The organism is Spongiactinospora rosea (genome assembly GCF_003315795.1).
In the GTDB taxonomy this organism is placed as follows: Bacteria; Actinomycetota; Actinomycetes; order Streptosporangiales; family Streptosporangiaceae; genus Spongiactinospora; species Spongiactinospora rosea.
On record NZ_QMEY01000004.1, the window covers coordinates 184,072 to 210,731 of the forward strand.

The 26,660-nt window shown below is 69.3% G+C and carries 25 protein-coding genes; 10 read left to right on the forward strand and 15 right to left on the reverse strand.

The features are described 5' to 3' along the window. Nucleotides 1-73: 73 nt before the first annotated feature. The 3 genes from DP939_RS12800 to DP939_RS12810 form a co-directional block, all read right to left on the reverse strand. Nucleotides 74-1,288 carry an MAB_1171c family putative transporter gene (locus tag DP939_RS12800; RefSeq protein WP_113980892.1) on the reverse strand — a complete coding sequence of 405 codons (1,215 nt, stop codon included), beginning with the start codon at nucleotides 1,286-1,288 and terminating at the stop codon, nucleotides 74-76. Between the two features lie 13 nt (nucleotides 1,289-1,301). Further along, nucleotides 1,302-2,021 carry a hypothetical protein gene (locus DP939_RS46935; protein ID WP_199565126.1) on the reverse strand — a complete coding sequence of 240 codons (720 nt, stop codon included), beginning with the start codon at nucleotides 2,019-2,021 and terminating at the stop codon, nucleotides 1,302-1,304. Nucleotides 2,022-2,114: 93 nt separating this feature from the next. Further along, nucleotides 2,115-2,570 carry an XRE family transcriptional regulator gene (locus DP939_RS12810; protein WP_113980893.1) on the reverse strand — a complete coding sequence of 152 codons (456 nt, stop codon included), beginning with the start codon at nucleotides 2,568-2,570 and terminating at the stop codon, nucleotides 2,115-2,117. A gap of 447 nt (nucleotides 2,571-3,017) precedes the next feature. On the opposite strand from DP939_RS12810, the gene DP939_RS12815 reads away from it, so the two are divergent. After that, the gene (locus tag DP939_RS12815) at nucleotides 3,018-4,193 is read left to right on the forward strand and encodes a thiolase family protein (RefSeq protein WP_404828586.1); all 1,176 of its coding nucleotides are present in this window, start codon (nucleotides 3,018-3,020) and stop codon (nucleotides 4,191-4,193) included. After that, entirely contained in the window at nucleotides 4,190-6,283 is a 2,094-nt protein-coding gene (locus DP939_RS12820; RefSeq protein WP_225878214.1) for a 3-hydroxyacyl-CoA dehydrogenase NAD-binding domain-containing protein, read from the forward strand. The genes DP939_RS12815 and DP939_RS12820 overlap by 4 nt, the downstream gene beginning before the upstream one ends. Nucleotides 6,284-6,287: 4 nt before the next feature. Here DP939_RS12820 and DP939_RS12825 read toward each other — a convergent pair whose 3' ends face one another. Beyond that, nucleotides 6,288-7,772 (reverse strand): amino acid permease, encoded by a 1,485-nt coding sequence (locus DP939_RS12825; protein ID WP_113981147.1) that lies wholly within the window; start codon nucleotides 7,770-7,772, stop codon nucleotides 6,288-6,290. A 116-nt stretch (nucleotides 7,773-7,888) separates the two neighbouring features. Further along, entirely contained in the window at nucleotides 7,889-9,802 is a 1,914-nt protein-coding gene (gene dxs, locus DP939_RS12830) for a 1-deoxy-D-xylulose-5-phosphate synthase (RefSeq protein WP_113980895.1), read from the reverse strand. Nucleotides 9,803-9,937: 135 nt separating this feature from the next. Here dxs and DP939_RS12835 point away from each other — a divergent pair, with 135 nt between their 5' ends. Continuing rightward, the gene (locus tag DP939_RS12835; protein WP_158578555.1) at nucleotides 9,938-10,801 is read left to right on the forward strand and encodes a neutral zinc metallopeptidase; all 864 of its coding nucleotides are present in this window, start codon (nucleotides 9,938-9,940) and stop codon (nucleotides 10,799-10,801) included. Nucleotides 10,802-10,881: 80 nt separating this feature from the next. Here DP939_RS12835 and DP939_RS12840 read toward each other — a convergent pair whose 3' ends face one another. The 3 genes from DP939_RS12840 to DP939_RS12850 all read right to left on the reverse strand — a co-directional run bounded on the left by DP939_RS12840 (nucleotide 10,882) and on the right by DP939_RS12850 (nucleotide 13,462). Beyond that, on the reverse strand, nucleotides 10,882-11,604 hold the full coding sequence (locus tag DP939_RS12840) for a sulfite exporter TauE/SafE family protein (RefSeq protein ID WP_225878215.1): 723 nt from the start codon (nucleotides 11,602-11,604) through the stop codon (nucleotides 10,882-10,884). Nucleotides 11,605-12,352: 748 nt separating this feature from the next. Continuing rightward, entirely contained in the window at nucleotides 12,353-12,553 is a 201-nt protein-coding gene (locus DP939_RS12845; RefSeq protein ID WP_113980897.1) for a DUF397 domain-containing protein, read from the reverse strand. 6 nt (nucleotides 12,554-12,559) lie between these two features. Continuing rightward, nucleotides 12,560-13,462, reverse strand: coding sequence for a helix-turn-helix domain-containing protein (locus tag DP939_RS12850; RefSeq protein ID WP_318656281.1), 903 nt, complete (start codon nucleotides 13,460-13,462; stop codon nucleotides 12,560-12,562). Nucleotides 13,463-13,622: 160 nt separating this feature from the next. Here DP939_RS12850 and DP939_RS12855 point away from each other — a divergent pair, with 160 nt between their 5' ends. The 5 genes from DP939_RS12855 (at nucleotide 13,623) to DP939_RS12875 (ending at nucleotide 16,365) form a co-directional block, all read left to right on the forward strand. After that, nucleotides 13,623-14,033, forward strand: a complete 411-nt coding sequence (locus DP939_RS12855) for an ATP-binding protein (RefSeq protein ID WP_113980899.1) — start codon at nucleotides 13,623-13,625, stop codon at nucleotides 14,031-14,033. Next, nucleotides 14,030-14,359: a hypothetical protein gene (locus tag DP939_RS12860; RefSeq protein WP_147267970.1), complete on the forward strand. Its 330-nt coding sequence runs from the start codon at nucleotides 14,030-14,032 to the stop codon at nucleotides 14,357-14,359. The genes DP939_RS12855 and DP939_RS12860 overlap by 4 nt, the downstream gene beginning before the upstream one ends. Nucleotides 14,360-14,391: 32 nt before the next feature. Beyond that, nucleotides 14,392-14,697, forward strand: coding sequence for a hypothetical protein (locus DP939_RS12865; protein WP_113980901.1), 306 nt, complete (start codon nucleotides 14,392-14,394; stop codon nucleotides 14,695-14,697). Between the two features lie 181 nt (nucleotides 14,698-14,878). Continuing rightward, a complete protein-coding gene (locus DP939_RS12870; protein ID WP_199565127.1) occupies nucleotides 14,879-15,718 on the forward strand; it encodes an AraC family transcriptional regulator in 840 nt (279 codons plus the stop codon). Between the two features lie 65 nt (nucleotides 15,719-15,783). Next, on the forward strand, nucleotides 15,784-16,365 hold the full coding sequence (locus tag DP939_RS12875) for a dihydrofolate reductase family protein (protein ID WP_113980903.1): 582 nt from the start codon (nucleotides 15,784-15,786) through the stop codon (nucleotides 16,363-16,365). A gap of 257 nt (nucleotides 16,366-16,622) precedes the next feature. Here DP939_RS12875 and DP939_RS12880 read toward each other — a convergent pair whose 3' ends face one another. The 3 genes from DP939_RS12880 to DP939_RS45405 all read right to left on the reverse strand — a co-directional run bounded on the left by DP939_RS12880 (nucleotide 16,623) and on the right by DP939_RS45405 (nucleotide 18,682). After that, nucleotides 16,623-17,126 carry an NUDIX domain-containing protein gene (locus tag DP939_RS12880; RefSeq protein WP_225878216.1) on the reverse strand — a complete coding sequence of 168 codons (504 nt, stop codon included), beginning with the start codon at nucleotides 17,124-17,126 and terminating at the stop codon, nucleotides 16,623-16,625. Between the two features lie 9 nt (nucleotides 17,127-17,135). Next, on the reverse strand, nucleotides 17,136-18,182 hold the full coding sequence (locus DP939_RS12885) for a hypothetical protein (RefSeq protein ID WP_113980905.1): 1,047 nt from the start codon (nucleotides 18,180-18,182) through the stop codon (nucleotides 17,136-17,138). 317 nt (nucleotides 18,183-18,499) lie between these two features. Continuing rightward, complete coding sequence (locus tag DP939_RS45405) at nucleotides 18,500-18,682, reverse strand: hypothetical protein (protein ID WP_147267971.1); 183 nt, start codon at nucleotides 18,680-18,682, stop codon at nucleotides 18,500-18,502. A 52-nt stretch (nucleotides 18,683-18,734) separates the two neighbouring features. Here DP939_RS45405 and DP939_RS12890 point away from each other — a divergent pair, with 52 nt between their 5' ends. Further along, a complete protein-coding gene (locus DP939_RS12890; protein WP_147267972.1) occupies nucleotides 18,735-18,914 on the forward strand; it encodes a hypothetical protein in 180 nt (59 codons plus the stop codon). A 131-nt stretch (nucleotides 18,915-19,045) separates the two neighbouring features. Here DP939_RS12890 and DP939_RS45410 read toward each other — a convergent pair whose 3' ends face one another. The 4 genes from DP939_RS45410 to DP939_RS12905 form a co-directional block, all read right to left on the reverse strand. Then, the gene (locus tag DP939_RS45410) at nucleotides 19,046-19,492 is read right to left on the reverse strand and encodes a hypothetical protein (RefSeq protein ID WP_147267973.1); all 447 of its coding nucleotides are present in this window, start codon (nucleotides 19,490-19,492) and stop codon (nucleotides 19,046-19,048) included. A 139-nt stretch (nucleotides 19,493-19,631) separates the two neighbouring features. Next, nucleotides 19,632-20,873 (reverse strand): MFS transporter, encoded by a 1,242-nt coding sequence (locus DP939_RS12895; RefSeq protein ID WP_199565128.1) that lies wholly within the window; start codon nucleotides 20,871-20,873, stop codon nucleotides 19,632-19,634. 988 nt (nucleotides 20,874-21,861) lie between these two features. After that, nucleotides 21,862-24,600, reverse strand: coding sequence for an aconitate hydratase AcnA (gene acnA / locus DP939_RS12900; RefSeq protein ID WP_113980907.1), 2,739 nt, complete (start codon nucleotides 24,598-24,600; stop codon nucleotides 21,862-21,864). Nucleotides 24,601-24,804: 204 nt separating this feature from the next. Then, nucleotides 24,805-25,533, reverse strand: coding sequence for a metal-dependent hydrolase (locus DP939_RS12905; protein WP_113980908.1), 729 nt, complete (start codon nucleotides 25,531-25,533; stop codon nucleotides 24,805-24,807). A gap of 358 nt (nucleotides 25,534-25,891) precedes the next feature. Here DP939_RS12905 and DP939_RS12910 point away from each other — a divergent pair, with 358 nt between their 5' ends. After that, nucleotides 25,892-26,656, forward strand: coding sequence for a PadR family transcriptional regulator (locus DP939_RS12910; protein WP_113980909.1), 765 nt, complete (start codon nucleotides 25,892-25,894; stop codon nucleotides 26,654-26,656). Nucleotides 26,657-26,660: the final 4 nt, after the last annotated feature.

Sequence of the window (26,660 nt, forward strand, 5' to 3'; positions counted from 1 at the left end):
GTTTGCGCGGAAATATGATGCTTTAGAGCATTTTTTCGCTATTTACTGGCTGCTGACAGGACAAGTTATTGATTCACACCCTGGCCTCGTGATTCGCCGCGCACAGCCGGGTGAGCTTTCTGCGGTGCGCGCGATACGCGCGGGCGACATCGTCCAGGAAGTCGGTGTCGCTCTCCAGGTCGCCGCCGCCCGGCACCGCGGGCGCGTCGGCGGGGAGGCGGGGCCGCCGCCCGCGTTCCTTGTCCTGCATCGCGGCGGCGAGCATCGCCGCCTCGGCCAGGACCTCCACGTCCCGGCCGGTCATGCCCTTGCGCCCGGCCAGCTTGCGGGCCGCCGCCGCGACGTCCGGGTCGAAGTACGGCAGCAGCGCCAGCCGGGCGTCCCTGATCTCGATCACCCGCCGGTAGAGCCGCAGCCGCAGGTCCACCGGGGACAACTCGGAGAGCGCCGCCGCCGGGGGGACGAGCGCGATCTCCGGTACCGCGCGGTAGAGCGCCAGCCACAGCGGGCGCAGCCGGCGGTAGGCCAGGTACCGGCCGGACCACTCCAGCATCTCGGGGACCTTCAGCCGCGGCCCCCAGCCGGGCATGGTGGTGCCGATCACCAGCAGGAGCAGCGAGAGCGGCGGGAGCAGCGCGTCCAGGTTCAGAGGCACCGGCGGATAGGCGAACTCCAGCCGCCGCGCGGCGAAGTAGAGCGTCTTGTGGAGCTGGTACAGCGTGGCGATGGCGGCCCCGGCGACCACCAGGCGCAGCCCGGCCCGCAGGGTCGCCGTGGCGGCCAGGCGGGCGCAGCGCAGCGCCTCGCGGGTCACGCCGAGCAGGGCGGGCACGATGGCCGCCCCGTAGACGAGCCAGTATTCGAGGACCCACGGGCTCGCGCCGTACCTGGCCGCGAAGCGCACGTCATCGACGGGGGTGGGGGCGGCGGCGAACAGCACCGCCATGGCCACCAGGGCGGCGACCAGGTAGCAGGCGTAGCGCACGATGCCCGGACGGGGGTTCCTGCCGGGGTCGTCCATGAGGTGGAAGAACGCGTGGCCCGCCCAGGCCACGCCCAGCATCCCGGCGTGCCCGAGCAGCCTGGCGACGTTGGGGATGCCGGTCAGGTCGCCGATCAGGCCGTAGACGAGCGGCGTGTTGACGGTGGTGGAGACGGCCAGGCCGCTCAGCACCAGCCCGACCATGCGCCGCGACGGATCGGCCTGGCGGCGGCGGCCGTGCGGGGCGAGCAGGAGCAGGAGCCATGCGACGGCCGACGGCCCGTACATGCGGACCCACTCCGGCATCCGGTTCCCCCGTTCAAAAGGGCCGGGCGGGGGGGCCGCCCGGCGACCAGTCCAGCGCGGTCATGAGACGACGGGCCAGCGAGCCGGGGCGGACGCCCCGGCGGGGCCGGCGGGCGCGCTGCTGGATGAGCGTGGCCAGCAGCTCCGCCTCCTGTTCCTCGAAGGCCGTGTAGGAGGTGCGGCCGAGCATCCGGATCACCATGCCGGGGTCGAGGTCGGGCAGCAGCGCCCGGGCCAGCTCCGCCGCGGGGTCCGCGGCCCGGTAGTGATCGCACAGCAGGTGGCTCAGCTCGTGCAGGATGATGTGCTCTTGGTGCGGCGGCGTGGTCGCGTCCTCGTAGAAGATCACGTCGGCCGACTCCGTCGCCACCCACAGTCCCTGCAACCCGGGGTTGCCGGTCATCGGCAGCAGGTGGATCGGGCGGCCCCGCTCCTCGGCCAGCGTGGCGCACAGGGCGCGCACGTCGAAGGGCGTGGGGAGGGTGAGGACGTCCAGCCGGGCCTCGCAGCGCAGCCGGAGGCGTTTCAGCGACGCCCGTCCCGCCCTGCGGGGCCGATCACCGTCGCCGTGGCCCGGGTCAGGGGGCGGCGCCCCGCCGTGCGGTCCGTGCCGGGAGGAGTACGGCGGCCCGTCCGGCGCGGTCCGGCGGAGGCGAACGCGGCCGATCGCGGAGCGAATCCAGCGAAAACAGCGTGCGAGTGCGTGGACAGTTATTGCGAGGTCGCGCGGCATAGCGTCCCCGTCCCGAATTGAGCGGCCCCCCCGTAGGTCCGCCTGAGCAGATACTAGCGCGGGTGTCCAGCCCGCTTTCAAGGGTCTGCCCGTTTATTCAGGGCGCGCGCGATCGGTTTGTTCGCCGGTCTCGCCCAATCCTTCCAGTTCGCGGACGCGTTCCAGCATCTCGGTGATGGCGTCCAGGCTCTTTGTGGAAAGGCCGGACGCGCGCAGCGCGATCTGCCGGATCGAAGAATCGCGCAGTGCGGTGAGCAGCGCGAGTTCGGCGTCGATGCGCTCGGCCGCCGCGTCGTCGAAGAAGTAGGCGGGCGGCACGCCGAAGAAGCCGGCCAGCGCCTCCAGGTGGCGCATGGTGGGGTTGTCCCGCAGGCCCTTGCGGAGCTGCCAGATGTAGGTGCCGGAGATCGTGGGGCCGCCGCGCGCCTTCAGCGTGTCGGAGACCTCTTCAAAGGAGTATTCACCGCCGCCTTTCGGTCGCACGGTGCGAAACAGGTGGTCCAGCTTTGCGGCAAGGCTCTTCCCCGCCTGCCGCGGCGTGTCCGGCACCTCACACCCCCGGGTGGGCTGACCTCGGTGTGCTGCACATGGAGGCAGTCTACACGCATCAACTGGCGTAGAGGAGTTTAGGAAACTTTGTTTTCCACAGTTGACGAGGTGTGGGCGCCGGTTTATGTTCAACGCATATCCGCCGGCTGAGGCCGATAGACCGTTCCAGAGCGCGCCCGAGCAGCCCCTGCTTCTTTTCGCGGGGATTTCCACGAAGGCGATCGAAAGCATCCCGTCCCTCTGGAGGCCCGTTTCCTGGACCCCGGCCATCGCCACATGCGCACCCCGTACGCGACGCGGGGGGCAAGAGCCGCCCCCGGGCGGGAAGCGGCATCCCGTCCGGGGGCGCCCGCGTGCCGCGCGTGCCAGGCTTGTTACTCATGAGTAGCATGGAGGCGTAGCCAACCAGCCGCAAGGAGCGAGCCCGTGCCATCCACTCGTGACGTCGTGTTCGTCGACGGCGTGCGCACGCCGTTCGGCAAGTCAGGGCCCAACGGCCTGTACGCCGAGACCCGCGCGGACGACCTGGTCGTCCGGGTGATCCGCGAGTTGCTGCGCCGCAACCCCGGCCTGCCGCCCGAGCGCGTGGACGAGGTCGCCATCGCGGCCACCACGCAGACCGGCGACCAGGGCCTGACCATCGGCCGGTCCGCCGCCGTGCTGGCCGGGCTGCCGAAGAGCGTGCCGGGGTACGCGATCGACCGGATGTGCGCGGGCGCGATGACGGCCGTCACCACCGTCGCGGGCGGCATCGCGTTCGGCGCCTACGACGTCGCGGTCGCCGGAGGCGTGGAGCACATGGGCAGGCACCCGATGGGCGACGGCGTCGATCCCAACCCGCGCTTCCTGTCCGAGCGTCTGGTGGACCCCTCCGCACTGGTGATGGGCATGACCGCGGAGAACCTGCACGACCGCTACCCCGCGATCACCAGGCAGCGCGCCGACGCCTATGCGGTCGCCTCCCAGGACAAGGCCGCCAAGGCGTACGCGGACGAGAAGATCCAGCCCGACCTCGTCGAGATGGCCACCCGGTCGGCCGAGCGCGGCTGGGGGCTGGCCACCGCGGACGAGGCGCCCCGCCCCGGCACCACGCTGGACAAGCTGGGCACGCTGAAGACGCCGTTCCGCCCGCACGGGCGGGTCACCGCGGGCAACTCCTCCGGCATCAACGACGGCGCCACCGGCTGCCTGGTCGCCGCCGCCGACACCGCCGCCGAACTCGGCCTCCCGGCCAGGATGCGGCTGGTCTCCTACGCGTTCGCCGGGGTGGACCCCGAGGTGATGGGGATCGGCCCGATCCCGGCCACCGAGCGGGCGCTGCGGCTGGCCGATCTGTCCATCGGCGACATCGGCCTGTTCGAGATCAACGAGGCGTTCGCCGTGCAGGTCCTGGCGTTCCTCGACCACTACGGGATCGCCGACGACGACCCGCGCGTCAACCCCTACGGCGGGGCCATCGCCTACGGCCACCCGCTGGCGGCCTCGGGCGTGCGGCTGATGATCCAGCTCGCCCGGCGGTTCGCCGAGCGGCCCGACATCAGGTACGGCATGACCACCATGTGCGTCGGCCTGGGCATGGGCGGAACGGTGATCTGGGAGAACCTGAACGAGGAGGCCAAGTGAGCCTGTCCACCTGGCGGTCCGTGCTGCTCGCGCGGACCACCGACGAGATCGTCACCCAGGCGCTGGTGCGCGACGTGGCGCTGCCGTACGGCGCGGGCACCATGGCCCTGATCACGCTGGACAACGGCTTCGACCACACCAGGCCCAGCACCCTCGGCGCGCAGGGCCTGCTGGCGCTCAACGGGGCCCTGGACGGCATCGCCGCCCGGACCGACATCGCCGCGGTCGGCGTGACCGGCAAGCCGTTCATCTTCGCGGCGGGCGCCGACCTGAAGGGCGCCACCACCCTTTCGACCCGCGAGGAGGCCGGGGCCATCGCCGCGCTCGGCCACCACGTGATGCGCCGGCTGGGCGAGCTGGACGTGCCGTCGTTCGCGTTCGTCAACGGCGCGGCGCTCGGCGGCGGCCTGGAGATCGCGCTGCACTGCACGTACCGGACGGTCTCCTCCGGGGTCACCGCGATCGCGCTGCCTGAGTGCTTCCTCGGCCTGGTGCCCGGCTGGGGCGGCTCACAGCTCCTCCCCCGGCTGACCGGCCCGGACACCGCGGTGAAGCTGATCATCGAGAACCCGCTCGCCCAGAACCGGATGATCAAGGGGCCGGAGGCCGCCGCACTGGGCATCGCCGACGCGCTGCTGGAGCCCGCCGACTTCCTTGAGGAGTCGCTGCGCTGGGCGGCCCGCGTGCTGCGCGGCGAGGTCGTCCCGCCGCGTACCGATCACACCTCCGCCGACTGGGAACCGGCCCTGCGGCGGGCGCGCGACCTGGTGGCGCTGAAGGTGCGGGGCGCGGCCCCGGCTCCCTACCGGGCGCTGGACCTGATCGAGCTGGCCCGTACGGCCGGCCGCGACGAGGGCTTCGCCGCCGAGGACGCCGCGCTGACCGACCTGCTGACCGGCGAGGAGCTGCGCGCCGGGCTGTACGCCTTCGACCTGGTCCAGCACCGGGCCAAGCGGCCCGCGGGCGCCCCCGACAAGTCGCTGGCCAGGAAGATCGGCAAGGTCGGCGTCGTCGGGGCCGGGCTGATGGCCGCCCAGCTCGCGCTGCTGTTCGCCCGGCGGCTGGAGGTCCCGGTGGTGCTCACCGACCTGGACGCCGAGCGCCTGGACAAGGGCGTCGGCCACGCGCACGCCGAGATCGCCAAGCTGCGCGAGCGCGGCCGGGTGAGCGCCGACCAGGCCAACCGGCTCACCGGGCTGATCACCGGTTCGCTGGACAAGGCCGCGTTCGCCGACGCCGACCTGGTGATCGAGGCGGTCTTCGAGGATCTCGGCGTCAAGCAGAAGGTCCTCGCCGAGGTCGAGTCGGTCGTCACCGACGAGTGCGTGCTGGCCACCAACACCTCCTCGCTGTCGGTGAGCGAGATGGCCGCCGGGCTGCGCCACCCCGAGCGGGTGGTGGGCATCCACTTCTTCAACCCGGTCGCGGTGCTGCCGCTGGTGGAGGTGATCAGGGGCGAGCGTACCGACGACGCCACCCTGGCCACCGCGTTCGCGCTCGGCGCGGGGCTGCGCAAGAACTGCGTGCTGGTCAAGGACACGCCCGCGTTCGTGGTCAACCGGCTGCTGACCCGGTTCATGGGCGAGGTGGTCGCCGCCGTGGACGAGGGCACCCCGATCGAGGTGGCCGACCACGCGTTGGACGACCTGGGCCTGCCGATGACCCCGTTCACGCTGCTCCAGCTCGTCGGCCCGGCGGTCGGCCTGCACGTGGCCGAGACGCTGCACGCGGCCTTCCCCGGCCGCTTCGAGGTACCGGCCGGGCTGACCGCCCTGGTCGCGGCGGGCAAGCCCGGCGTCTACCGGCCGGACCTTTCGTTCGATCCGGAGGCCGTCGCGCTCTTCGCCGGTGGCGACGCGCCCTCGACGCCGGAGCAGGTCCGCGAGCGGGTGCTGCGCGCCCTGGCCGAGGAGATCCGGATCATGCTCGACGAGGGCGTGGTCGCCGACGCCAGGGACATCGACCTGTGCATGGTGCTCGGCGCGGGCTGGCCGTTCCACCTGGGCGGGATCACCCCGTACCTGGACCGCACCGGCCACGCCGAGCCGCGGTTCCTGGCCAGGGGCGTCGCCTCGATGCCCGCGGCCTGAGCGCTCAGCCCCTGGGCGCGTCCTGCGCGCCCAGGTGGCGTCGCGCGATCCGGCTGTGCCCCCTGCCGTACGCGAAGTAGACGACGATCCCGATCGCCATCCAGATCAGGAACCGCAGCCAGGTCTCGACCGGCAGGTTGGCCATCAGGTAGATGGACGCCAGCACGGCCAGGATCGGCACCAGCGGCATCAGCGGCGTACGGAAGGCCCGGGGCAGGTCGGGCCGGGTACGGCGGAGCACGATCACCGCGATGGACACCACCACGAACGCGAACAGCGTGCCGATGTTCACCAGCTCGGCGAGCGCCGACAGCGGGATGAACCCGGCGAGCAGCGCGGTGACCGTGCCGATGATGATCGTCACCCGGGCGGGCGTGCCGTATGTGGGATGGACCGTGGCGAGGGCCTTGGGCAGCAGGTTGTCGCGGCTCATCACGAACAGCACCCGGCTCTGCCCGAGCATCATGATCAGTACGACCGTGGTCAGCCCGGCGATCGCGCCGATGCTGATCACGGTCGCCAGCCAGGGCTGGCCGACCTCACGGAACGCGTCGGCCAGCGGCGCGGCCGAGCTGAGCCGGGAGTAGGGCACCATGCCGACCACGACCAGTGAGACCGCCACGTACAGCGTGGTGCAGACGACCAGCGAGCCGATGATGCCGATCGGCATGTCCCGCCGCGGGTTCCTCGTCTCCTCCGCGGCGGTGGCGACGATGTCGAACCCGATGTAGGCGAAGAAGACGATGGCGGCGGCCGAGAAGATGCCCGCCACGCCGTACGCGGTGGGGGTGACCCCGAAGAGCACCTGGATGAGCGGCGCGCCGAGCCCCGACACCTCGGGGGTGGCGCGGGCGGGCGGGATGAACGGCGTGTAGTTGGCGGCGCGTACGAAGAACAGGCCGGCCACGATGACCAGCAGCACGACCGCCACCTTGAGGATCACCAGCGCCAGGTTGGTGCGCGCGGAGACCTTGATCCCGGCGACCAGGATCGCGGTGAGGATCAGCACGATGACCATGGCCGGGATGTTGATCACGGCGTCCTCCCCGGCGAGCGCCGGGGGCAGGCCGATGCCCAGTGTGGACATCAGCGAGGCGAAGTAGCCCGACCAGCCGACCGACACCACCGCCGCGCCCAGCGCCAGCTCCAGCACCAGGTCCCAGCCGATCACCCAGGCCGGGAACTCGCCCAGGGTCGCGTAGGCGAAGGTGTAGGCCGATCCGGCCACGGGCACGGTGGAGGCGAACTCGGCGTAGCACAGCGCGGCCAGCCCGCACACGATCGCGGCCACCACGAACGACAGCGCCACGGCCGGGCCCGCGTTGTCGCGGGCGACCCGTCCGGTGAGCACGAAGATGCCGGTGCCGACGATCACGCCGACACCGAAGACGGTGAGATCGAGCGCGCTGAGCCGCTTTCGCAGCCGGTGTTCCGGCGCCTCGGTGTCGCGGATCGACTCCTCAACGGTCTTCGTGCGCGCCGTTTTCATCACGAACCCCCAGATCAACGCTGATCGAGGGGTCTGTTCCCCGCAAGTCCGCCATCATTCGCGCAGGGCGCGTTTCGCCCGGCCCATCGGGGACCGGGCGAAGGCGGCGGGCTGCTCTATCGGGTGGTGTGCGGGGCGAGCACCGGGCTGCGCTTGGCCACCGCCTCGGTGATCTCACGGGCCAGGCCCTGGGCGGTCAGCCCGGCCTCGGAAAGGATCTTGGCGCGCTTGGCGTGGGCGAGGAAGGTCTGCGGGACGCCGTACGTGCGCACCGGCACATCGACGTCGGCGTCGCGCAGCGCGCGGGCCACCGCGTCACCGACCGCGCCCACCCGGCCGTTGTCCTCCACCACCGCGACCAGCTTGTGCGCGGCGGCGGCCAGCGGCAGCGCGTCGTCCAGCGGCATGACCCAGCGGGGGTCGACGACCGTGGCGGAGATGCCCTGGGCGTCGAGCAGCCGGGCGGCCGCAAGGCAGGTCTCGGCCATGCAGCCGACCGCCACCAGCAGGACGTCGGGGTCGGCGGCGCGCAGGACGTCCATCTCGCCGAGCTTGCCGACCGCCTCGATGTCGGTGGCGACCGGCCCCTTGGGATAACGGACCACGGTCGGGCCGTCGGACACCTCGACCGCCTCGCTCAGCAGCTCGCGCAGCCGCGCGCCGTCGCGCGGCGCGGCCAACCTCAGCCCCGGCACGACCTGGAGGATCGACATGTCCCACATGCCGTTGTGGCTCGGCCCGTCGTCGCCGGTGACACCGGCCCGGTCGAGCACCACGGTGACCGGCAGCCGGTGCAGCGCGACGTCCATCAGCAACTGGTCGAAGGCGCGGTTGAGGAAGGTGGAGTAGACGGCCACCACCGGGTGCAGGCCGCCCAGGGCCAGCCCGGCCGCGGAGGTCAGCGCGTGCTGCTCGGCGATCCCCACGTCGTGGATGCGGTCGGGGTAGGCCTCGGCGAACGCGGCGAGGCCCACCGGGTGCAGCATGGCCGCGGTGATCGCCACGACGTCGGCGCGCTCGCCGCCGATGCGGACGATCTCCTCGCTGAACACGTCGGTCCAGCCGCGCGCCCGGGGCCGCTCCTCGCCGGTGGCCGGGTCGAACGGCTGCGGGGCGTGGAAGCAGTCCTCGTCGTGGTTCTCCGCGGGGCTGTAGCCGTGCCCCTTGTGGGTGATCACGTGCACGATGACCGGACCGCGGAAGCCGCGTGCCTTGCGCAGCGCGGTCTCCACGGCCTGCTCGTCGTGGCCGTCGATCGGCCCGACGTACTTCAGCCCAAGGTCCTCGAACATCGCCTGCGGCGCCAGGATGTCCTTCAGGCCCTTCTTGACGCCGTGCAGGGTCTCATAGAAGGGCGAGCCCAGGACCGGCACCTTGGACAGGGAGTCCTTCACGAACTCCAGCGCGTGCTCGTACCCCTGGGTCATCCGCAGCGAGCCCAGGTGCCTGGCCAGACCGCCGATGGTCGGCGAGTAGGACCGGCCGTTGTCGTTGACCACGATGATCAGCGGCAGGTCGCGCTCGGCGGCGATGTTGTTCAGCGCCTCCCAGGCCATGCCGCCGGTGAGCGCGCCGTCGCCGATCACCGCCACGACCGTGCGCTCGGCCTCGCCGCGCAGCCGGAACGCCTTGGCCAGCCCGTCGGCGTAGGACAGCGCGGTGGAGGCGTGCGAATTCTCGATCAGGTCGTGCTCGGACTCCTCCTGGCTCGGGTAGCCGGAGAGGCCGCCCTCCTGGCGCAGCGAGCCGAAGGCGTCGGCGCGGCCGGTGAGCATCTTGTGGACGTACGCCTGGTGCCCGGTGTCCCACAGCACCTTGTCGTGCGGGGAGTCGAAGACCCGGTGCAGCGCGATCGTGAGCTCCACCACCCCGAGGTTGGGGCCGAGGTGACCGCCGGCCTTCGACTCGGCCACCGAGTTGATCAGAAGGTCACGGATCTCCTCGGCGAGCCGGGGCAGGTCAGCCACCTCCACTTCCTTGAGGTCGCCAGGCCCCTCGATGGTCTTCAGGAGTCCAGGCCGCTCGCCCACGGAACCATCCCCTCTGTTCGCCCTCGCCGCCAATAGGACGAGTCTAGTTCGCTTGTCCGACCCCTCAGCCGAATCCTTCAAAGGATGCCGAAACTGCACCGATATACGACGGATTGGTCTAATCTCTGCATCATTATGAACACCCTCCCCATCAGGAAACTCTCGACCCTAGCCGCAGCGGCCACGGTGCTCGCGCTCTTCGGAACGGGCACCGCTCAGGCGACGGCACCCGCCGCGCCGGCCGCGGTCAAGGAGGCCAGTAAGGCGCAGCACTCCCAGGCGGCCGCGGCGGTGCCGTACGGCAAGCGCGCCGCCACGCACAACCCGCTCTACCGCACCGGGCGCATCAGCGTGTCCAACTGCTCTGCGGGCCAGATCCGCTCGGGCAGCGCGGCGTCGTACCGCAGGTTCATGACCAAGATCAACACCTGCCTGAACAACTCGTGGGCCCGCCAGTTCCGCAAGGCGCGCCTGCCGTACGCCAAGCCGCGGCTGCGCTTCGTCACCGGCAAGGTGAGCAGCCCGTGTGGAAGGTGGCCGACGGGGGCCGGCGGCTACTACTGCTCGTCGAACAAGACCATGTACATCGGGGTGACCAGGAAGGTCGTCCGTGACGCGTTCGAGCTGGGCTCGGCCCAGTTCATGGCGCACGAGTACGCCCACCACGTGCAGACGATCAGCAAGATCGGGCCGAACTACTACTTCCCCACGCACAACCGGTCGCGTGGGTCCGCCAAGCTGCTGCTGTCGCGGCGCTTCGAGCTGCAGGCCGACTGCCTGGCCTCGGCGTTCCTGCGCAGTGTGCAGAGCTCGCTGCCGGTCAACTCCATGGAGTGGCGCAGCATGAACGACTGGACCCGCAAGAACGGCCACAAGGCCTGGCCGACGAACGACCACGGCAAGGGTTACAGCCAGGCGTACTGGGCGCAGCGGGGCTTCGACTCCGGCGGTCCGGGCGGCTGCAACACCTGGGCCGCGTCCTCGGGCCGCGTCGCCTGACCCGAACGTTCCACCGACCCACCGCACGGCCGCGCCTCCGGCGCGGCCGTGCGTCTTTTCACGTTCGGTTTCACGTTCGGTCAGAAGAGACTCTGGACGATCAGCGCGAGCGCGGACACCGCGGCCAGTACCAGTACGCCCGCCCGCACCCGCCCCCGGTCCAGGAAGCGGCGCAGCGGGCCGGAGGCCAGGAAACCGGCGACCATGCACGGGACCAGCAGCGCGCCGAAGCGCAGCGAGTGCCAGGTCAGCTCGCCCGCCCACCACAGGAAGAACAACGACTGGGCCGCGCCGAGCGCGAAGAACATGGCCAGCGTCGCCCGGATCTGCGGGCCTCTGGCGCTCTGGAAGACCAACGCCATCGGCGGGCCGCCGATACCGGTCGCGGTACCGGCGACACCGGACACCAGGCCGGCCGTCACGACCGTGCCCGCGTTGCGCGGCACCTCTGCGGCCCGCCAGGTGAGCAACACGGCGATCAGCACCATCGCCCCGACGGCCAGACCCAGCGTGCTCGCCGACAGATAACCGACGACGATCGCCCCCACCGCACTGCCGGGGAACCGCCCGACGACCCCCCAGCCCACGCCCCGCCAGTCCACTTTGCGCCACTCCAACGCCACGGTGAACAGCGCCAGCGTGAGGTTCACCACATGCAAGGCCCCGGGAACCACTTCGGGCGCCATGATCGTCACCACGGGCGCGGCCACCAGCCCCAGCCCGAACCCCACTCCACCCTGCACAAGCGACCCGACAAATACGGCTAAAGCAGCAATTAGCAGCACCAAAGCCCCATGGTCCATGCGGGCGATCCAATCACGCCACCCCCACACCGCCCCCAAGGGGCCTCAAGCCCCCGAACCCCGCCAAAGGCACGATCCCTTCAACAGGCCACCGCCCCCCAATCGACCTCGCTCCGCTCGGACGCTCTTCCCCATGTCGGGCTCCGCCCGACGTACGGCAAGCCCACTCCCGCCCCCCACCGTGCTCAAGAACGGCCCGATCCCGGCCTTTCACATGCTGCATGGCACCTCGCCGTTCCAGCACCGGCTACCAAGGCACTTTCCAGATCATCGCGCCGCTTGTCGCTGTCCCCCTCGCCTGCGCCCCCAGCAGATCGATGCACGCCACACGCTCAAGCGACCTCGCTCCGCTCGGACGATCTCCCCATGTCGGGCTCCGGCCGACGTACGGCGAGCCACCTCTCGACGACCACCGTCGCCGGCCTCGGCCCAGGACCGGGCACTTCGGGAGCAATCCTGGCCTCGACCCCACAAGATCCACTGTTGTCGAGAGCCGCCCAGAACAGCCAGGCCGAAGTTCGCCATTCGGCGCCACGCATCGGCCGCGATCAGGTTAAGGCAAAAGAAGGAACAGAGGCTCGCTCGACCTTGGAATAATGCAACGAAGTGGGTCGGCTCAGCGGCATCTGAGCATGGCGCGTAACCAACTAGCGCGGGGAGAAACCGTTCACGGGCAGATCGCCTGTAAGTGCAGGCCACTTCCTGCCCGTAAATAAACAGCCGGCCCGGCCTTACCCCACGAGTGGCGTCACGACAAGCGGCCGGGATCGAGATTGCCAGCCTTTAGATCGCGTACGAAGGTGCTCCACTCGCTCGCAGAGAAAACCAACCTGGGTCCGTTAGGGTCCTTAGAGTCCCGGACCGCGATCGTCTCAGAGATATGGGCAACCTCTACACAATTGTCAGTGATCCCTCCGCTTCGCGAACTCTTACGCCATACGACGTCCATTGGTCCTCACCCCAGCCTGTCGACCATCTCAGATAGGTAGGATACCGACGCATCGGGCATGAGTGCCATAGCGCGAAGGTGGTTGAAAACCAGGGTATACCGGTCAACTTCCTCGCTCTTCTCCAAGTAGAGACCATCGGTACCGGTCTCGATGTGGACAAGGAGAGGATCCTCCGGAAACTCCATGAGGACGAACGGCCCGGCGACTCCCGGATGCATGCCGACGTTGAGCGGCATGACCTGGACAGTGACGTTGGGGAGGGACGCAGCGTTAATGATCGCTTGCAACTGGTCACGATGGGCGGCAACCGATCCCAAAGGGCGAATCAGGGCTGTCTCATCGATGATGGCATGGCACCGCAGTGGATCGTCTTTTGTAAGTAGGCGCTGCCGTTCCAAACGCAATTCGACCCTGCGCGAGATGTCGCTTGGATCTCGCGGGAGAGCTGTCCGCGTGACGGTTTCGATATAGGCGGCAGTCTGAAGCAGGCCGGGAACGATGAGCGGTTCATAGGTCCGGATGACCGAAGCCTCCGCTTCGAGATCCACGTAGCTGCCGGCGAGCACGTCCCTATAGGCGGTCCACCAGCCGCGCTGTCGAGAGTCCTTTGCGAGTTGGATCAGTGCGGCGCGCTGCACATCGTCCGTGACGCCGTAAAGGTCAAGGAGGTCTTGTACGTCGCGCGGGTTGGGGCGCTGCCACTGCGCGTTCTCGATGCGACTCAGCTTTCCACGCGACCATCCAAGGCTCTCAGCCACCTCGGTGGAGGTCATCCGAGCCTGGTCACGAAGACGGCGCAGTTCGGCCGACAGGCGACGACGGCGAACCGTTGGACTCTGTCTGTCACTGGTCATGGCGGGCCCAACGCTATCGGTTCCACACCCGGATGATCGCGCGAGAGCGGACATTCACTCCCTTAATGGAACAGTCAAGGTTTGACATTGCGAGATGGACTGTCAAGGCCCATCATAGGCGGTGGGTAACGCGAGTGGCGGGCTGGTCGCCCGCCACGGTGACCGGGAGGTCAAACATGCCTGTACTCGTTTACCTGCCGCCGGGGAGGGGCTGATGTCACGCTTCCTCGGCGCGGTGACGCTGCCAGGAATGGACACGTCGGTACCGCTGGTACGAGCGTTCGCGCGGGCACTGCTTTCCATCCACGGACACGCCGGGGACGCCTACCCGGTACTACTCGTGGTCAGCGAACTCGTCGGAAACTCGGTCCAGCACTCCGATTCCGGGCAAGTGCCGGACGGACGGCTGTGGGTCACCTTCGAGCTGGCCGGCCCGGTACTGCACGTCACCGTGACCGACCACGGCGCGAGAGTGAGCGTGCCGAGGATGCGTGATGCGGACGGCGACGGTGAGAACGGCCGGGGGCTGGCCCTGGTGGACGAGTACGCGGCCAAGTGGGGTGTGGAAGAGATCGCGGCGGGTCGTTCGGTGTGGGCCGACCTGGAGTTGAAGTGGCCGGCGTGAGCGGCACCGATGAAGGGCGTCGCTGGTGGTCGGAGGGTGAGGTCGCCGTTGAGTGGGCCGAGCCCGGTGATGGCGGGTGGCTGCTGGTGGGTGACACCTCGCCGGTGGGGACGGCGGTGTGGGTGAGCCGGGCCCGCTGGGATCTGTTTCTGGCGCGGGTGAAGTCGGGCGGGATCGTGCCGGAGGTGGCGGTCGATGGTACGGACCTGATCGCGGTGCGGGTCGGGGACGCGGTGCCGGGGGTGTGGCTGCCGGTACTGACGACCTGGGATCACTGGCGGAAGTTCGAGGACGCGGTCAGAGGCGGCCGCTTTGACCATCTGTAGTCGCGCTCGCGCGCGAGGCGGGAGGGAGGGGCATGGACGTGATGGGAGCGGGCCTGGAGGTGGAGCCGTCCAGGCTTGGCGCTGGATGGCTGCGGTTCCGGGAGAAGGCCGACAGCACCAGTTCCGGGGTACTGGTGTCCCGGCTGGAGTTCGCGGGGTTCGTCAGAGAGGTACGGGCCGGGCACCTGGTACCGGTGGCGCGCGGAGGGTTGATCATCTTGACGGTGGGCGATGCCGATCCGGAACGTCCCGGGCGGGTGGTGACCACACCGGACTCCTGGCGGGCCTTCCTCACCCGTGTGTACGCCGGGGACTTCGATCGATTCTGCCGAATGTGAGTCGGCCAGCGGGACGAGGCGCCTGCCAGGGAGGACGGGGTGTCGATAGGACTCATGCGGCCAGGTACACACCCCTTTGAGTCCACACCGACATGGCCCCCTACGGTGAGATCCGGCTGCGCACCGACCGGCGCCTGGACCTCACCGGCCTGCCGACTGGGGCATCGGCGATACTGGGAGCGTGGAGTACGTGTCCAGAGTGCCGCGACCGCCGCTGGACGAGCTGATCGACGACCTCTACTACCTGGAGGGCGCGCCGCCGTACGCCCGGCTGATGCTGCCGCCGATGCCGTCGGCGCTGCTCATCGTCAACCTCGGGGCACCGTTCCGCATCCGCGCCGGCACCGACATCCAGACGGCCGAGTACGCCGACGGCTGCGTGGTCACCACGCCCACCCGCGCCTTCGAGTTCGGCTACCCACCCCGGACCCGGTCCGTCGGCGTGCACTTCAAACCGTGGGGGCCGGCGCCGTTCCTGCCGATGCCCGTGGCCGAGCTGTGTGACCGGCCGGTGACGCTAGAGCAGGTCTGGGGGCGGCCCGCCATCGCCGAGTTGCGAGACCGGCTGGCCACGGCGGACGGACCGCACGAAATGCTGACCCTGCTCGAAGAGGAACTGATGCGACGGCTGCGTGAGACCGCCGGCCTGGGGCTGGTCCGCCACACGAGCACTGTCATCGCGGCGACCGGCGGGGCGGTGGCGATCGGCGACCTGAGCCAGGCGGCCGGTGTCAGCGGCACTCATCTGGCACAGCGGTTCAAGCAGCTCATCGGCGTCACCCCGAAGCGGCTGGCCCGCACCTACCGCTTCACCGCCACCGTGTTCGCGATCAACCCCGCCGGACCGGTCGACTGGGGCGACCTCGCCAGTGGCGCAGGCTACTTCGACCAGGCCCACTTCGGCCACGAGTTCCAGGCGTTCACCGGGCTCACGCCGACCCGGTACCTCGAAGTCCGGCGGCGGTTCCTGCGCGAACATCCCGGCCACGTGCTGGACGGCTGGCCACTGCCGGCCGATTGATTTCTTACAAGAGCCACAGCTCACGACACGCTATTTTGGGGCACCCCAAAACAGAGGAGAGCCCCATGGGCAAAGTGATCATGTACAGCTCGGTGTCGGTGGACGGCTTCATCGCCGACGATAATGACCGGCCCGGACCACTGTTCGACTGGTTGACCAGCGGTGACGTCCCGTTGGACGAGAGCGGCGTGCTGAAGGTGTCGCAGACGTCCTACGACCACACCCGGTCGTACTGGGACCAGATCGGAGTCACGATCGCCGGCCGCCACGTCTTCGACATGACGGACGGCTGGGACGGGAAGCCTCCGGGCGGGATCGACCACGTGGTCGTCGTGACGCACCGGCCGGCGCCCGAGGGCTGGGACGCCGAGGCACCGTTTCACTTCGTCGACGGCGTCGAGGCGGCCATGGCCAAGGCGCAGGAGCTCGCGGACGATCGCGTGGTCGAGGTCGCCGCCGGCGACGTCGGTGGCCAGGTGCTCGCCGCGGGCCTGGTCGACGAGGTGCGCATGGACGTCGTTCCCGTCGTGTTCGGGTCCGGCAAGCGCTACTTCGGGTCGGTGAACGCGCAGCACCTGTTGGAGGACCCTGACGTGGTGATTCAGGGCAACCGGGTGCTTCACCTGCGCTATCGGATGCGCCGTTGACCGAGTAGGCGAAGAAGTCCGCTGCGAACGGTGACACAAGATCGGGCCTCTCGGCTGCGTTTGCGCACCGCTGTCCCTTGACGAGGCAGCCGACGCCGATCCGCCCCGGCACCGCACCTACGGCAAGCTCAACTCAAGATCCCTGGCCGCCGGTTTCCGCCGTATCCCGGCCGATCCCCGAACGGACGTGGCCCGAGCGTGACCTCGGGACATCCATGGACCGCATGCACAGACCTGGAGTGCCCTGAAACCTCTGATCAGCCTTCGGGAGACATTCTCTGAGGCTTGGATGATCCAGGTACATCGTCGTTCCCGGCGCTGTGTCGGGCCCACGCGTGAATGGTCTGGGCCGACTCCGGGGTCAGGTCGCTGTCGTGTACGTCGGCCGGGTCGATCCAGCGATGGCCGGTGTGTTCGCCCGACAATGTGACTGCGCGATCGGGGGCGGCGACGGCAAAGGTGAGCTGGCGGGCGGCGCGGCCCGAGCCGCTGGTGTAATCGAAGCCGGCGACGAAGCCTGGCTCGATGGTCAGTGGGCGGCACCAGCCGATCTCTTCTGCCAGTTCGCGCGAGAGTGCCTGCAGCAGGCCCTCGCCGGGCTCGACGCCGCCGGACGGCAATTCCTCGATGCCGCCCATGAAGTCGCCCGCGCTGCGGCGCAGGATGAGGACCCGGCCGCTGGAGTGGACGACGGCGCCGACCACGAGCTTGTCGATCCCGTCGCGGTCGGCGTCATCGACCAACTGTTGCAGGTGGGTCACGATGCCAGCCTAGCCTCGGCGGTAGGCCCAGATGGTGCCGTTGCCGCCGGAGGGGGCTGTGCCGATTGCCCAGGCGAGGCCGCCGCTTTCGAGTTGGGTGGCGAGGTCGCGGACGGATGGGCGCTGGTTCGGTGGGGCCGGGAAGGTGCCAGGCTCGACGGTTTCGGGGCCGATGTGCAGGTAGGCGCTGCCTCCGGCCTTGGCGTCGTAGGCGATCCAGGCTCCGCCTCTGCCGTCGGGCTCCGCCTGGGCGCGCGGCTGGAGGCCGGGTTCGTTACGGACCTCGTACTTGAAGCTGCCCAGGTAGCCGGACAGCAGCAGCGTCTCACCGCAGAAGCGCTTCGCGCCGCCGCATGGCCAGGCGGCCCAGCCGACGGCCATGACCCGGCCGGTCTCGCCGTCCATCGCGACGTCCGTCAGTTCCGAGATCTGGCCCGGGCGCGTGGACGGAACCGCGGGGAGGGCGACCGTTCGCCAGGTCTTGCCGGTCCAGCGGGCCAGGGCCGCCGTGCCCCGTACCGAACCCGCCGCCCACATGCCGTCGAGCCCCTTGACCACGATCGGCGTGGGGACCTTGCGCCACTCCGACCCGGTCAGGCGCCGCAGCGTGGACCGCGCCTTCCACCCGGCCTTACCGGCCGACGGGAACGTGTTGGAGTTCTCGATGACCCACAGGTTCGCGCCGATGGAGTACGCCCGATCCACCCGGCCGTGCCGCCATGGCTTGACCTGCCAGCGCTTGCCGTTCCACCGGGCGTACCGGGACGCGCCGAACGCCCAGACCCGGGTGTCGGACGCCGACGCCAGCCGCTTCACCCGGAAGCCCGGCCCTGCGACGCGCTTGAACGCGGACCGCCCGCCCCTCAATAGGAACGACTCGGTACGCCTGGTCCCGGCGACCCAGACCGCCCCGCCCGGCGTCACCGTCAGCGCGTCGTAGGAGTCGCGGCGGTCGTTATGGACGACGCTCCACTGACCGCCCGGCGTCGCGGCATCGGCGGTGGCCGGCCCCGTGATGACGACGAAGGCGGCGACAGCGGCGATACCGCGAGACAATATGCCCATAAGGGTAAGACGCGCCTTTCGGAGGAAAAGTTGGCATGCCTGCGGACATGAGCCGACGAGATCCCCGCAAGTCCGCGCCGGCCAGGTTCGCCGCCGAGGATCGCGCTGGCGAGGTCGGTATCGGTCGGGTTCGCCTGGTCTAGGAGGGCAGACCAAGTACGCCGGAATAGTGAAAGGGGCCGGTGAGGCGACGTTCCGCGCGGGGGCGACGGCCCTTGGCCGGGTAAACCGGCCTGCGGGAATCCGGCGGCCGACGCCCGGCCTTTCGATGCCCGTGGCAGGGACGCCGAATCCTTGTACGGTCGAGTTCAGGCAGGTGCGACGACCTGTGCCTCGCAGGCGACGCACATCAGTGTGAGCTCCACCACCTGGCCCTGCTCGAACCGCTCACCCAACTCGACGGTGTACCCGTCGCACTCAGGGCACATCCAAGGGCCGCACTCGCCCTCCTTCGCCTCATCCATGATGTCGTTCCACTCATCGTCATTCATCCTGGGATCCTACGGCTCGGGGGCCTCGGCTGAGGCCGAGATGCCGACTCCCATGAGCGACGGCCTCATGTACGTCGATCTGGCGGGCGATCCCTGCGGTGGCGGGGCGGCAAGCCTGCCATGGGCTGCCATGGCCACCGCAGTACTCGCTTCCACGGCGGCCATCAGCCGCCTGGACCGGCATGACCGTCTCTCCCCGATCAGCCAGGTGTCCACCACCACGACCACTTGATTCGACCGGCACGGCTCAGCCCCGGAAAGGTGGCTGAGCCGTCGCCGACCACGAGCTTGAGGCCACATCGAGCCGGACAACAAGACCGCCGCTACGTGATCAACCGTCCGTGCGGCTGGCGAGTGCGCCCACTATCGTCCGGGAGCCGGCCCGCCTGCGTGCTTTTTCCAGGCTTTTCCGTCCTCCGAAAGGGATGACGTGGATCGCTCCATGAACTCAATACTATATATTGTTATTTCAGTGTTCTTCCACTTATCCGACTCAAGTCTGAGATAATCGTACGGCTCATGCTTGATCACATGCCAGCCGCGACTTTTCAGAAAGGCCACTACCTTGCTGAAGGATCGCACGGAGTCGGAGGCGTCCACCGCGATGGTGCGCGACTGGATCACGGTATTATAGTAGTCCCCGAAGGCGGCGTTGAGCGTTTTCTTTTGCAGGACCACCCCGATACTCTCCATATCCTTTATGACACCAGGCGCTACATGCAGATCCGGCATCATCAGGCAGGCGGATGTCAGGAGCGGCACTAAAAGTGCGGCGGCAAGGCGAACCGCAATTCTCGGCAAATCAGTCACGCTGTACACCATTTCTCCAGTAACTCCGGGATAAACGCTACAGCCGATCCACCAAGGCCCAGCACGGGTTCAGCGCAACCGCGGCCCCATCTCGGAGGCCGCCGCCATGGCCAGTACGTCCGCGCAGCGGAATTTCCATTCATCCTTGGATCGGCTGTCCCTTCATCCTCCGTTGTGGCGGTCGATCGTCGGTTTCGCTGAGCCGGCGCAGGCCCGGGATCGGGAGTACGGCGACGATCGAGATGGCCAGGGCGATACCGGCGAACCCGGCCAGCGTGGTGGTGCCGAGGTCGGCGAGCAGCCACCCTGCGACCACATAGCCGACCGGGCTCAGCCCGGCCGTGGCCAGTCCGTCTACGGAGAACACCCGGCCCAGGTAGCCGGCGGGTACCCCGGTCTGGAGGGCGGTCGTCCACAGTACGGCGAACACCGAGAGTCCGGCACCGGTCAGCGCCGAGGCCGCCAGGATCATCGGCGGATGCGCCTGCAGCATGAGGGTCACCGTCTGGGGCGCCTGCGCCAGCAGGGCGAGCATGGCGATCCAGCCCCGGGAGCGGGATCGGATGGTGGCCGCCAGACTCGCCCCCAGGAACGCGCCGGCGGCCTCCGCCGCCACGATCCAGCCGTACCACGCGCCCTCACGTCCGGTGAGCATCGGCAGGATCAGCGCGACCGGTGCGGCGACCAGTGCCATCTGGACGGTCCCCTGGATCATCACCGCGGCCATCCAGGGCCGCGACGAGACGTAACGCAGGCCGGCGGCGATCTCGGCGGCGAGCGACGGCCGGTGTTCCGGTGCCTCGTGTACCGCCTCGGACACTCGAACAAGCGTGAGGATGCTGACGGTGAAGGTCATGACGTTGACACCGAGCGCCCACTGCGGCGACGTCATCACCGACAGGGCGCCTCCGAGGGCGGCCCCGACCAGGGTCGTCAGCCGGTTCGTTATCGAGCGCAGCGCGTTGGCGCCGGACAACCGATCGGGCGGCACCAGGCTCGGCAGTACCGCCATGTACGCCGGGCGGTACAGGCCCATCCCGACGCCCAGCAGCCCGGACAGCGATCCCAGCAGCCACAGCGGCGCCAAGGGCCCGGCGACGAGGATCCCGGCGACGGCGGCGGCGCGCAGCAGGTCGGAGACGATGATAATTCGGGCCCGGCGGTGCCGGTCGGCCAGCGCGCCTCCCACGAGAATGGAGACGATCCCGCCGAGTGCGGCCATACCGAGCACCGTGCCCAGCGCACGGGGCGCGTCCTCGCGCGGTAGCAGCAACAGCGCCACCGATACTCCGTATGCGGCGTCCCCGGTCAGGTTCGTCGCCTGGCCTATCCACACCCACCGGAAGACGGGGATGGAGAGTGGGGCGAACATGGCCCTCATCGACCGTTCTCCTCCGACTCGGCGAAAACGCGGACCATCTCCCCGGGGTTCGTAAGGCCCTTCATTTCGTTCGCGTACACGCGCGGTGGCGCTGTTCCAGCACGCATGGACCCGGGACGCGGTTCGAGATTAGCGGTCAGCAGGTGCCGGAGAACTCCGCTACCGATAGCGGAGTTCCAGTCGGCATCCTCAAGAGCGGACCTGACCCGATGCGCCCCGACTGGCTATTGAGATACGGGTTCGTGGTGACGAGGCGCAACTCGGTTTGGACTGCATCAGCGGCGGGGCCATCGCGTTCGGCTCGGCCGGCAGGTTGATGAGGAGGTGGTGGTGGTGGTGTGGCTTCTACGGCCGCTTGCGGACGAACCATTGGCTGCGGACGGGGGCCGCCGGATCAGGCGGCGATCAGCACTGGCCCCAGATACCGTGCGCTGCGATGGGGGGCGATGGTGCGGTCATGGGTTTCGACGTTGTACTGGCGCATGAGGTATCTGGAATGGTTCGAGATCGGATGGGAAACGCGGCTGAGCGAAGCGAAGGCTTGGGGCATGCGGCAGCGCGCATCGCCTCGGAGGGGTGGCGGGTAGGTACGGTGACCCGCCTGGGCAACGGCGCAATGGGCTGGAAGGGCTTCCGTAGGAGCCGATGCTGGGCACGGTGAGAGAGCACGATTCTCGTTATCGCCGGACACAAAGGCGGTAGTAAGTGGAATGGGTAGGTGATCCACTTCTCCCAGCGTTTTCATATCGCCCCTGGAATGGCTCGGGATCGGGGTGCATGGAGGCCGGCCGATGGCGCAAGCGTCGGGCGGAGCCCGGCAGAGAAAACGGCTGAGCGAAGCGAAGGCCATTTGAGGGCGGGGCCGACGCGGACGACAGAAAAAACATGGCTGAGCGAAGCGAAGGCGATTGAGGGCCTGGCTTGCCGGACCTGAAGCGGGGATGGCGAAGGCCGCCCGCTGGCGGCGGGCGGCCTTGGGATGCCGGGGTTAGTTCTTGGCGAGCAGGGAGCGCAGGACGTACTGCATGATGCCGCCGTGGCGGTAGTAGTCGGCCTCGCCCGGGGTGTCGATGCGGACCACCGCGTCGAACTCGACGTCGCCCGCGCGGACCTTGACCGTGCGCGGGATGCCGCCCTCGTTCAGTTCCTCGACGCCGGTGATGTCGAAGGTCTCCTCGCCGGTGAGGCCGAGTGAGGCCACCGAGGCGCCCTCGGGGAACTGCAGGGGCAGCACGCCCATGCCGATCAGGTTGGAGCGGTGGATGCGCTCGTAGGACTCGGCGATGACCGCCCGTACCCCGAGCAGCGCGGTGCCCTTGGCCGCCCAGTCACGGGAGGAGCCCGAGCCGTACTCCTTGCCCGCCAGCACCACCAGCGGCACCCCGGCGGACTGGTAGTTGACCGAGGCGTCGTAGATGGTGGCGACCGGTCCGCCCTCGACGGTGAAGTCGCGGGTCCAGCCGCCCTCGGTGCCGGGGGCGAGCTGGTTGCGCAGGCGGATGTTGGCGAAGGTGCCGCGGATCATGACCTCGTGGTTGCCCCGGCGCGAGCCGTAGGAGTTGAAGTCCTTGACCGCCACGCCCTTGTCGCGGAGGTACTGTCCGGCCGGGGAGTCGGCCTTGATGGAACCGGCCGGGGAGATGTGGTCGGTGGTGACCGAGTCGCCGAGCAGGGCGAGCACCCGGGCGCCGGGGATGTCGGTGACCGGCGCGGGCTCCGGCGGCATGCCGTCGAAGTAGGGGGCCTTGCGCGCGTACGTCGACTCGGGGTCCCACTCGAAGGTGTCGCCGGTCGGGATCGGCAGCGAGCGCCACGTCTCGTCGCCCTTGAAGACGTCGGCGTAGTCGCGCTTGAACATGTCCTGGCCGATCGAGGAGTTGACGACCTCGGTCACCGCCTCGGGGCTCGGCCAGATGTCGGCGAGGTAGACCGGCTTGCCGTCGGTGCCGATGCCCAGCGGCTCGTTGTCGAGGTCGAGGTCCATCGTGCCGGCCAGCGCGTACGCGACCACCAGCGGCGGCGACGCCAGGTAGTTCATCTTGACGTCGGGGTTGATCCGGCCCTCGAAGTTGCGGTTGCCCGAGAGGACGGCGGTGACCGCGAGGTCGCCGGCCTGCACCGCGGCGGAGATCTCCTCCGGCAGCGGGCCGGAGTTGCCGATGCAGGTGGTGCAGCCGTAGCCGACCAGGTTGAAGCCCAGCTTGTCCAGGTACGGCTGGAGCCCGGACCGCTCGAAGTAGCCCGTCACCACCTGGGACCCGGGGGCGAGCGAGGTCTTCACCCACGGCTTGCTGGACAGGCCCGCGTCCACGGCGTTCTTGGCGAGCAGCGCCGCGGCGAGCATCACGTACGGGTTGGAGGTGTTGGTGCAGGAGGTGATCGCGGCGATCACCACGGCGCCGTGGTCGAGCTCGAAGGTGCCGCGCTCGGCGGACTCGACCGGCGTGGGCCTGTGCGGCCTGCGCCCGCCGTTGGCGACCGCGTTGGAGGCGGGGCTGTCGGAGGCGGGGAAGGACTCCTTGGACGCCTCGTCCACGCCGTCCTCGTCGGCCACGAAGGCGCGGACGTCACGCCGCCAGGTCTCCTTGGCGTCCGACAGCGCGATGCGGTCCTGCGGGCGCTTGGGGCCCGCGATGGACGGGACGACGGTGGAGAGGTCCAGCTCGATGTACTCGGAGTAGACCGGCTCGTTGGCGGGGTCGTGCCACAGGCCCTGCGCCTTGGCGTACGCCTCGACCAGGGCGATCTGCTCCTCGCTGCGGCCGGTCAGGGTGAGGTAGTCGATGGTCTGGCCGTCGATCGGGAAGATCGCGCAGGTGGAGCCGAACTCGGGGCTCATGTTGCCGATGGTGGCGCGGTTGGCCAGCGGCACGCTGGACACGCCCTCGCCGAAGAACTCCACGAACTTGCCGACCACGCCGTGCTTGCGCAGCATCTCGGTGATCGTCAGCACCAGGTCGGTGGCGGTCGCCCCGGCGGGGAGCCTGCCGGTGAGCTTGAAGCCGACGACCCTCGGGATCAGCATGGAGATCGGCTGGCCGAGCATGGCGGCCTCGGCCTCGATGCCGCCGACGCCCCAGCCGAGCACGCCGATGCCGTTCTCCATGGTGGTGTGGGAGTCGGTGCCCACACAGGTGTCGGGGTACGCCTTGCCGTCCCTGGTCATCACGACGCGGGCCAGGTGCTCGATGTTGACCTGGTGGACGATGCCGGTGCCCGGGGGCACCACCTTGAACTCGTCGAAGGCGGTCTGTCCCCAGCGCAGGAACTGGTAGCGCTCGCGGTTGCGCTCGTACTCCCGCTCGACGTTGCGGCGGAAGGAGTCGGAGCCGCCGAAGAAGTCGACGATCACCGAGTGGTCGATGACCAGCTCGGCGGGGGCGAGCGGGTTGATCCTCGCCGGGTCGCCGCCGAGGTCGCGCACCGCCTCGCGCATGGTCGCGAGGTCCACCACGCAGGGCACGCCGGTGAAGTCCTGCATGATCACGCGGGCGGGGGTGAACTGGATCTCCACGCCGGGGGCGGCCGACGGGTCCCAGCCGCCGAGTGCCCTGATGTGGTCGGCGGTGATGTTCGCACCGTCCTCGGTGCGCAGCAGGTTCTCCAGGAGAATCTTCAGGCTGTAGGGGAGGCGCGCCGATCCCTCGACAGCGTCCAGCCGATAGATCTCGTAGGCCGCCTCACCTACGCGGAGCGTGTCACGGCTGCCGAAGCTGTTCGCGGACACGATGGGTCGCCTCCTCCATTGCCGTTGGTCTCGTCTTCGGGCGGGCGATGGCCCCTCCCAAGGGGAATCCTCCCGCACGCGCGGAGCGAGCCCGCCAGTTAGGTCTACCTAACCCGGTCAGACCGGCCTAACCCAGCCCGACCAAGCGGACATCCTCCGGATGTCTCGATATCAAGATATCTTCCATGATATCTCGACATCAAGCTACAGCGGAGCCAACCGGAGATAGAGGAGCCCGACGACCGCCAGGGAGAGGATCGGGGCCAGGATCTTCTGCTCGAACGCGCGGCCGGTCTTCAGCCCGATCTTGTACGGCAGCACCCACCGCTGCCGCAGCGGCCAGAGCACCGGGCAGCCCTTCTCGGTGCAGCAGTCGCCCACCACATGGACCAGGCTGCCGATGCCGATCGCCAGCCCCAGCCAGGCGTATCCGACCTCCAGCGATCGGAACACCGCGTAGAGCCCCACCGTGAGGCCGATGTTGACCAGGGCAGAGCCGAGCTTCTTGCCCGGGATGCCGATCCCGATCGCGCGCAGCGCGAGCCCGATCATCAGCACGACCAGGATGTCGCGCCCGAGTGGGTAGCGCGTCGCCAGCATGTGCGCCCCCATGCCGACCGCCACGGCGAACACCAGGGAGTGCGTGGCCCCCCGGTGGCCGCCGCTGATCCATGCGACCGCCTTGCTGAGGGCCCAGGTGACCGGGCCGAACGTCTGCGCGATCGTCGCGCTGGGGTGGTCGAGGTCGGGCAGCATCGCGGCGCCCGCGCACACCAGCGCCCCCGCGATCAGCTCGGCCGGCGTCAGCGCGCCGGCCATGATGCCCACCTCGACGAACCGCGAGGACTCCTGGAGGTACGGCAGGGCGGCGAGACCGGGGGCCACCGCCAGCCAGGCCACCGCCCCGGTGAGGGCGTGCGTGTGCCCCATCATGACAAGATCACGGCTGACCAGCCTACGGCAATGGGCCGCCCGCGCCGAGTATCCGGCACGGTGACGACGACGTGTCGCCGGGAAACCACACAGGCCCCGAAAAACCGCCAGAAAAGACGACAGACGGGACCGTCCCTGGCCTCGAAAGCACCCCCCAGCCCTTCCGAGGTGGGAACGATCCCGTCTATGCCCTGACAACGCGTACGTCGCCAGGCTTTGTTCCCTGACCCTGTCGATTATTCCAGTGATCTGGCTCACGCGTTACGTCCACATGCGTCCACTTGCGAGCAGAACAGTAGCGATATATCGTAGAAGCATCGAGAGTGATCGTATTAGTACGTCCAGAGGAGGGCGAGACATGGCATCGGCACATGCGATGGGAGATGACTGGGCACACGGCGACCCGCACGAGATCCACCGGCAGTTCCGGCGGGCGGCGCGGTCGGCCGTGCGGGCGATGGCGTCCGCCTGGCACCACGGCGGGCCGCACGGTGGTCAACACGGTGGACAGCACGGCGGGCAGCACGGGCCGGACGAGGGCGGTCCGCACGAGCGCCGCCACCGGGGCCCCCGCGGGCCGTTCCCGTGGGACTTCAGGCGCGACTTCGGCCCGGGCTTCTTCGGCGGCTTCCCGCCGGGCGGGCGGCACTTCGGGCGTGGCCGCAAGGCCAAGCGCGGCGACGTCCGCGCGGCGATCCTGGCGCTGCTGGCCGAGGGGCCGCGCAACGGCTACCAGATCATCCAGGAGATCGCCGAGCGCAGCCGGGGCGGCTGGAAGCCCAGCCCGGGCGCGGTCTACCCGGCGCTGCAGCAGCTCGCCGACGAGGGCCTGGTCCGCGCCGAGGAGACCGACGGGCGCAAGACGTTCCAGCTCACCGAGCAGGGCAGGGCCTACGTCACCGAGCACCCCGAGGAGTTGCGCGCGCCGTGGGAGGAGATGACCCCCGACGTCGACGACAGCACCAGGGAGCTGATGGAGAGCGCCCGCCAGTCGGCGTTCGCGATGATGCAGATTCTCCAGACCGGAAGCGAGGCACAGATCCGGGAGGCGAGGCAGACTCTTATTGAGACCCGCCGCAAGCTCTACCAGATCTTGGCAGACGGTGACCCCTCGGAGGAGTGACCCG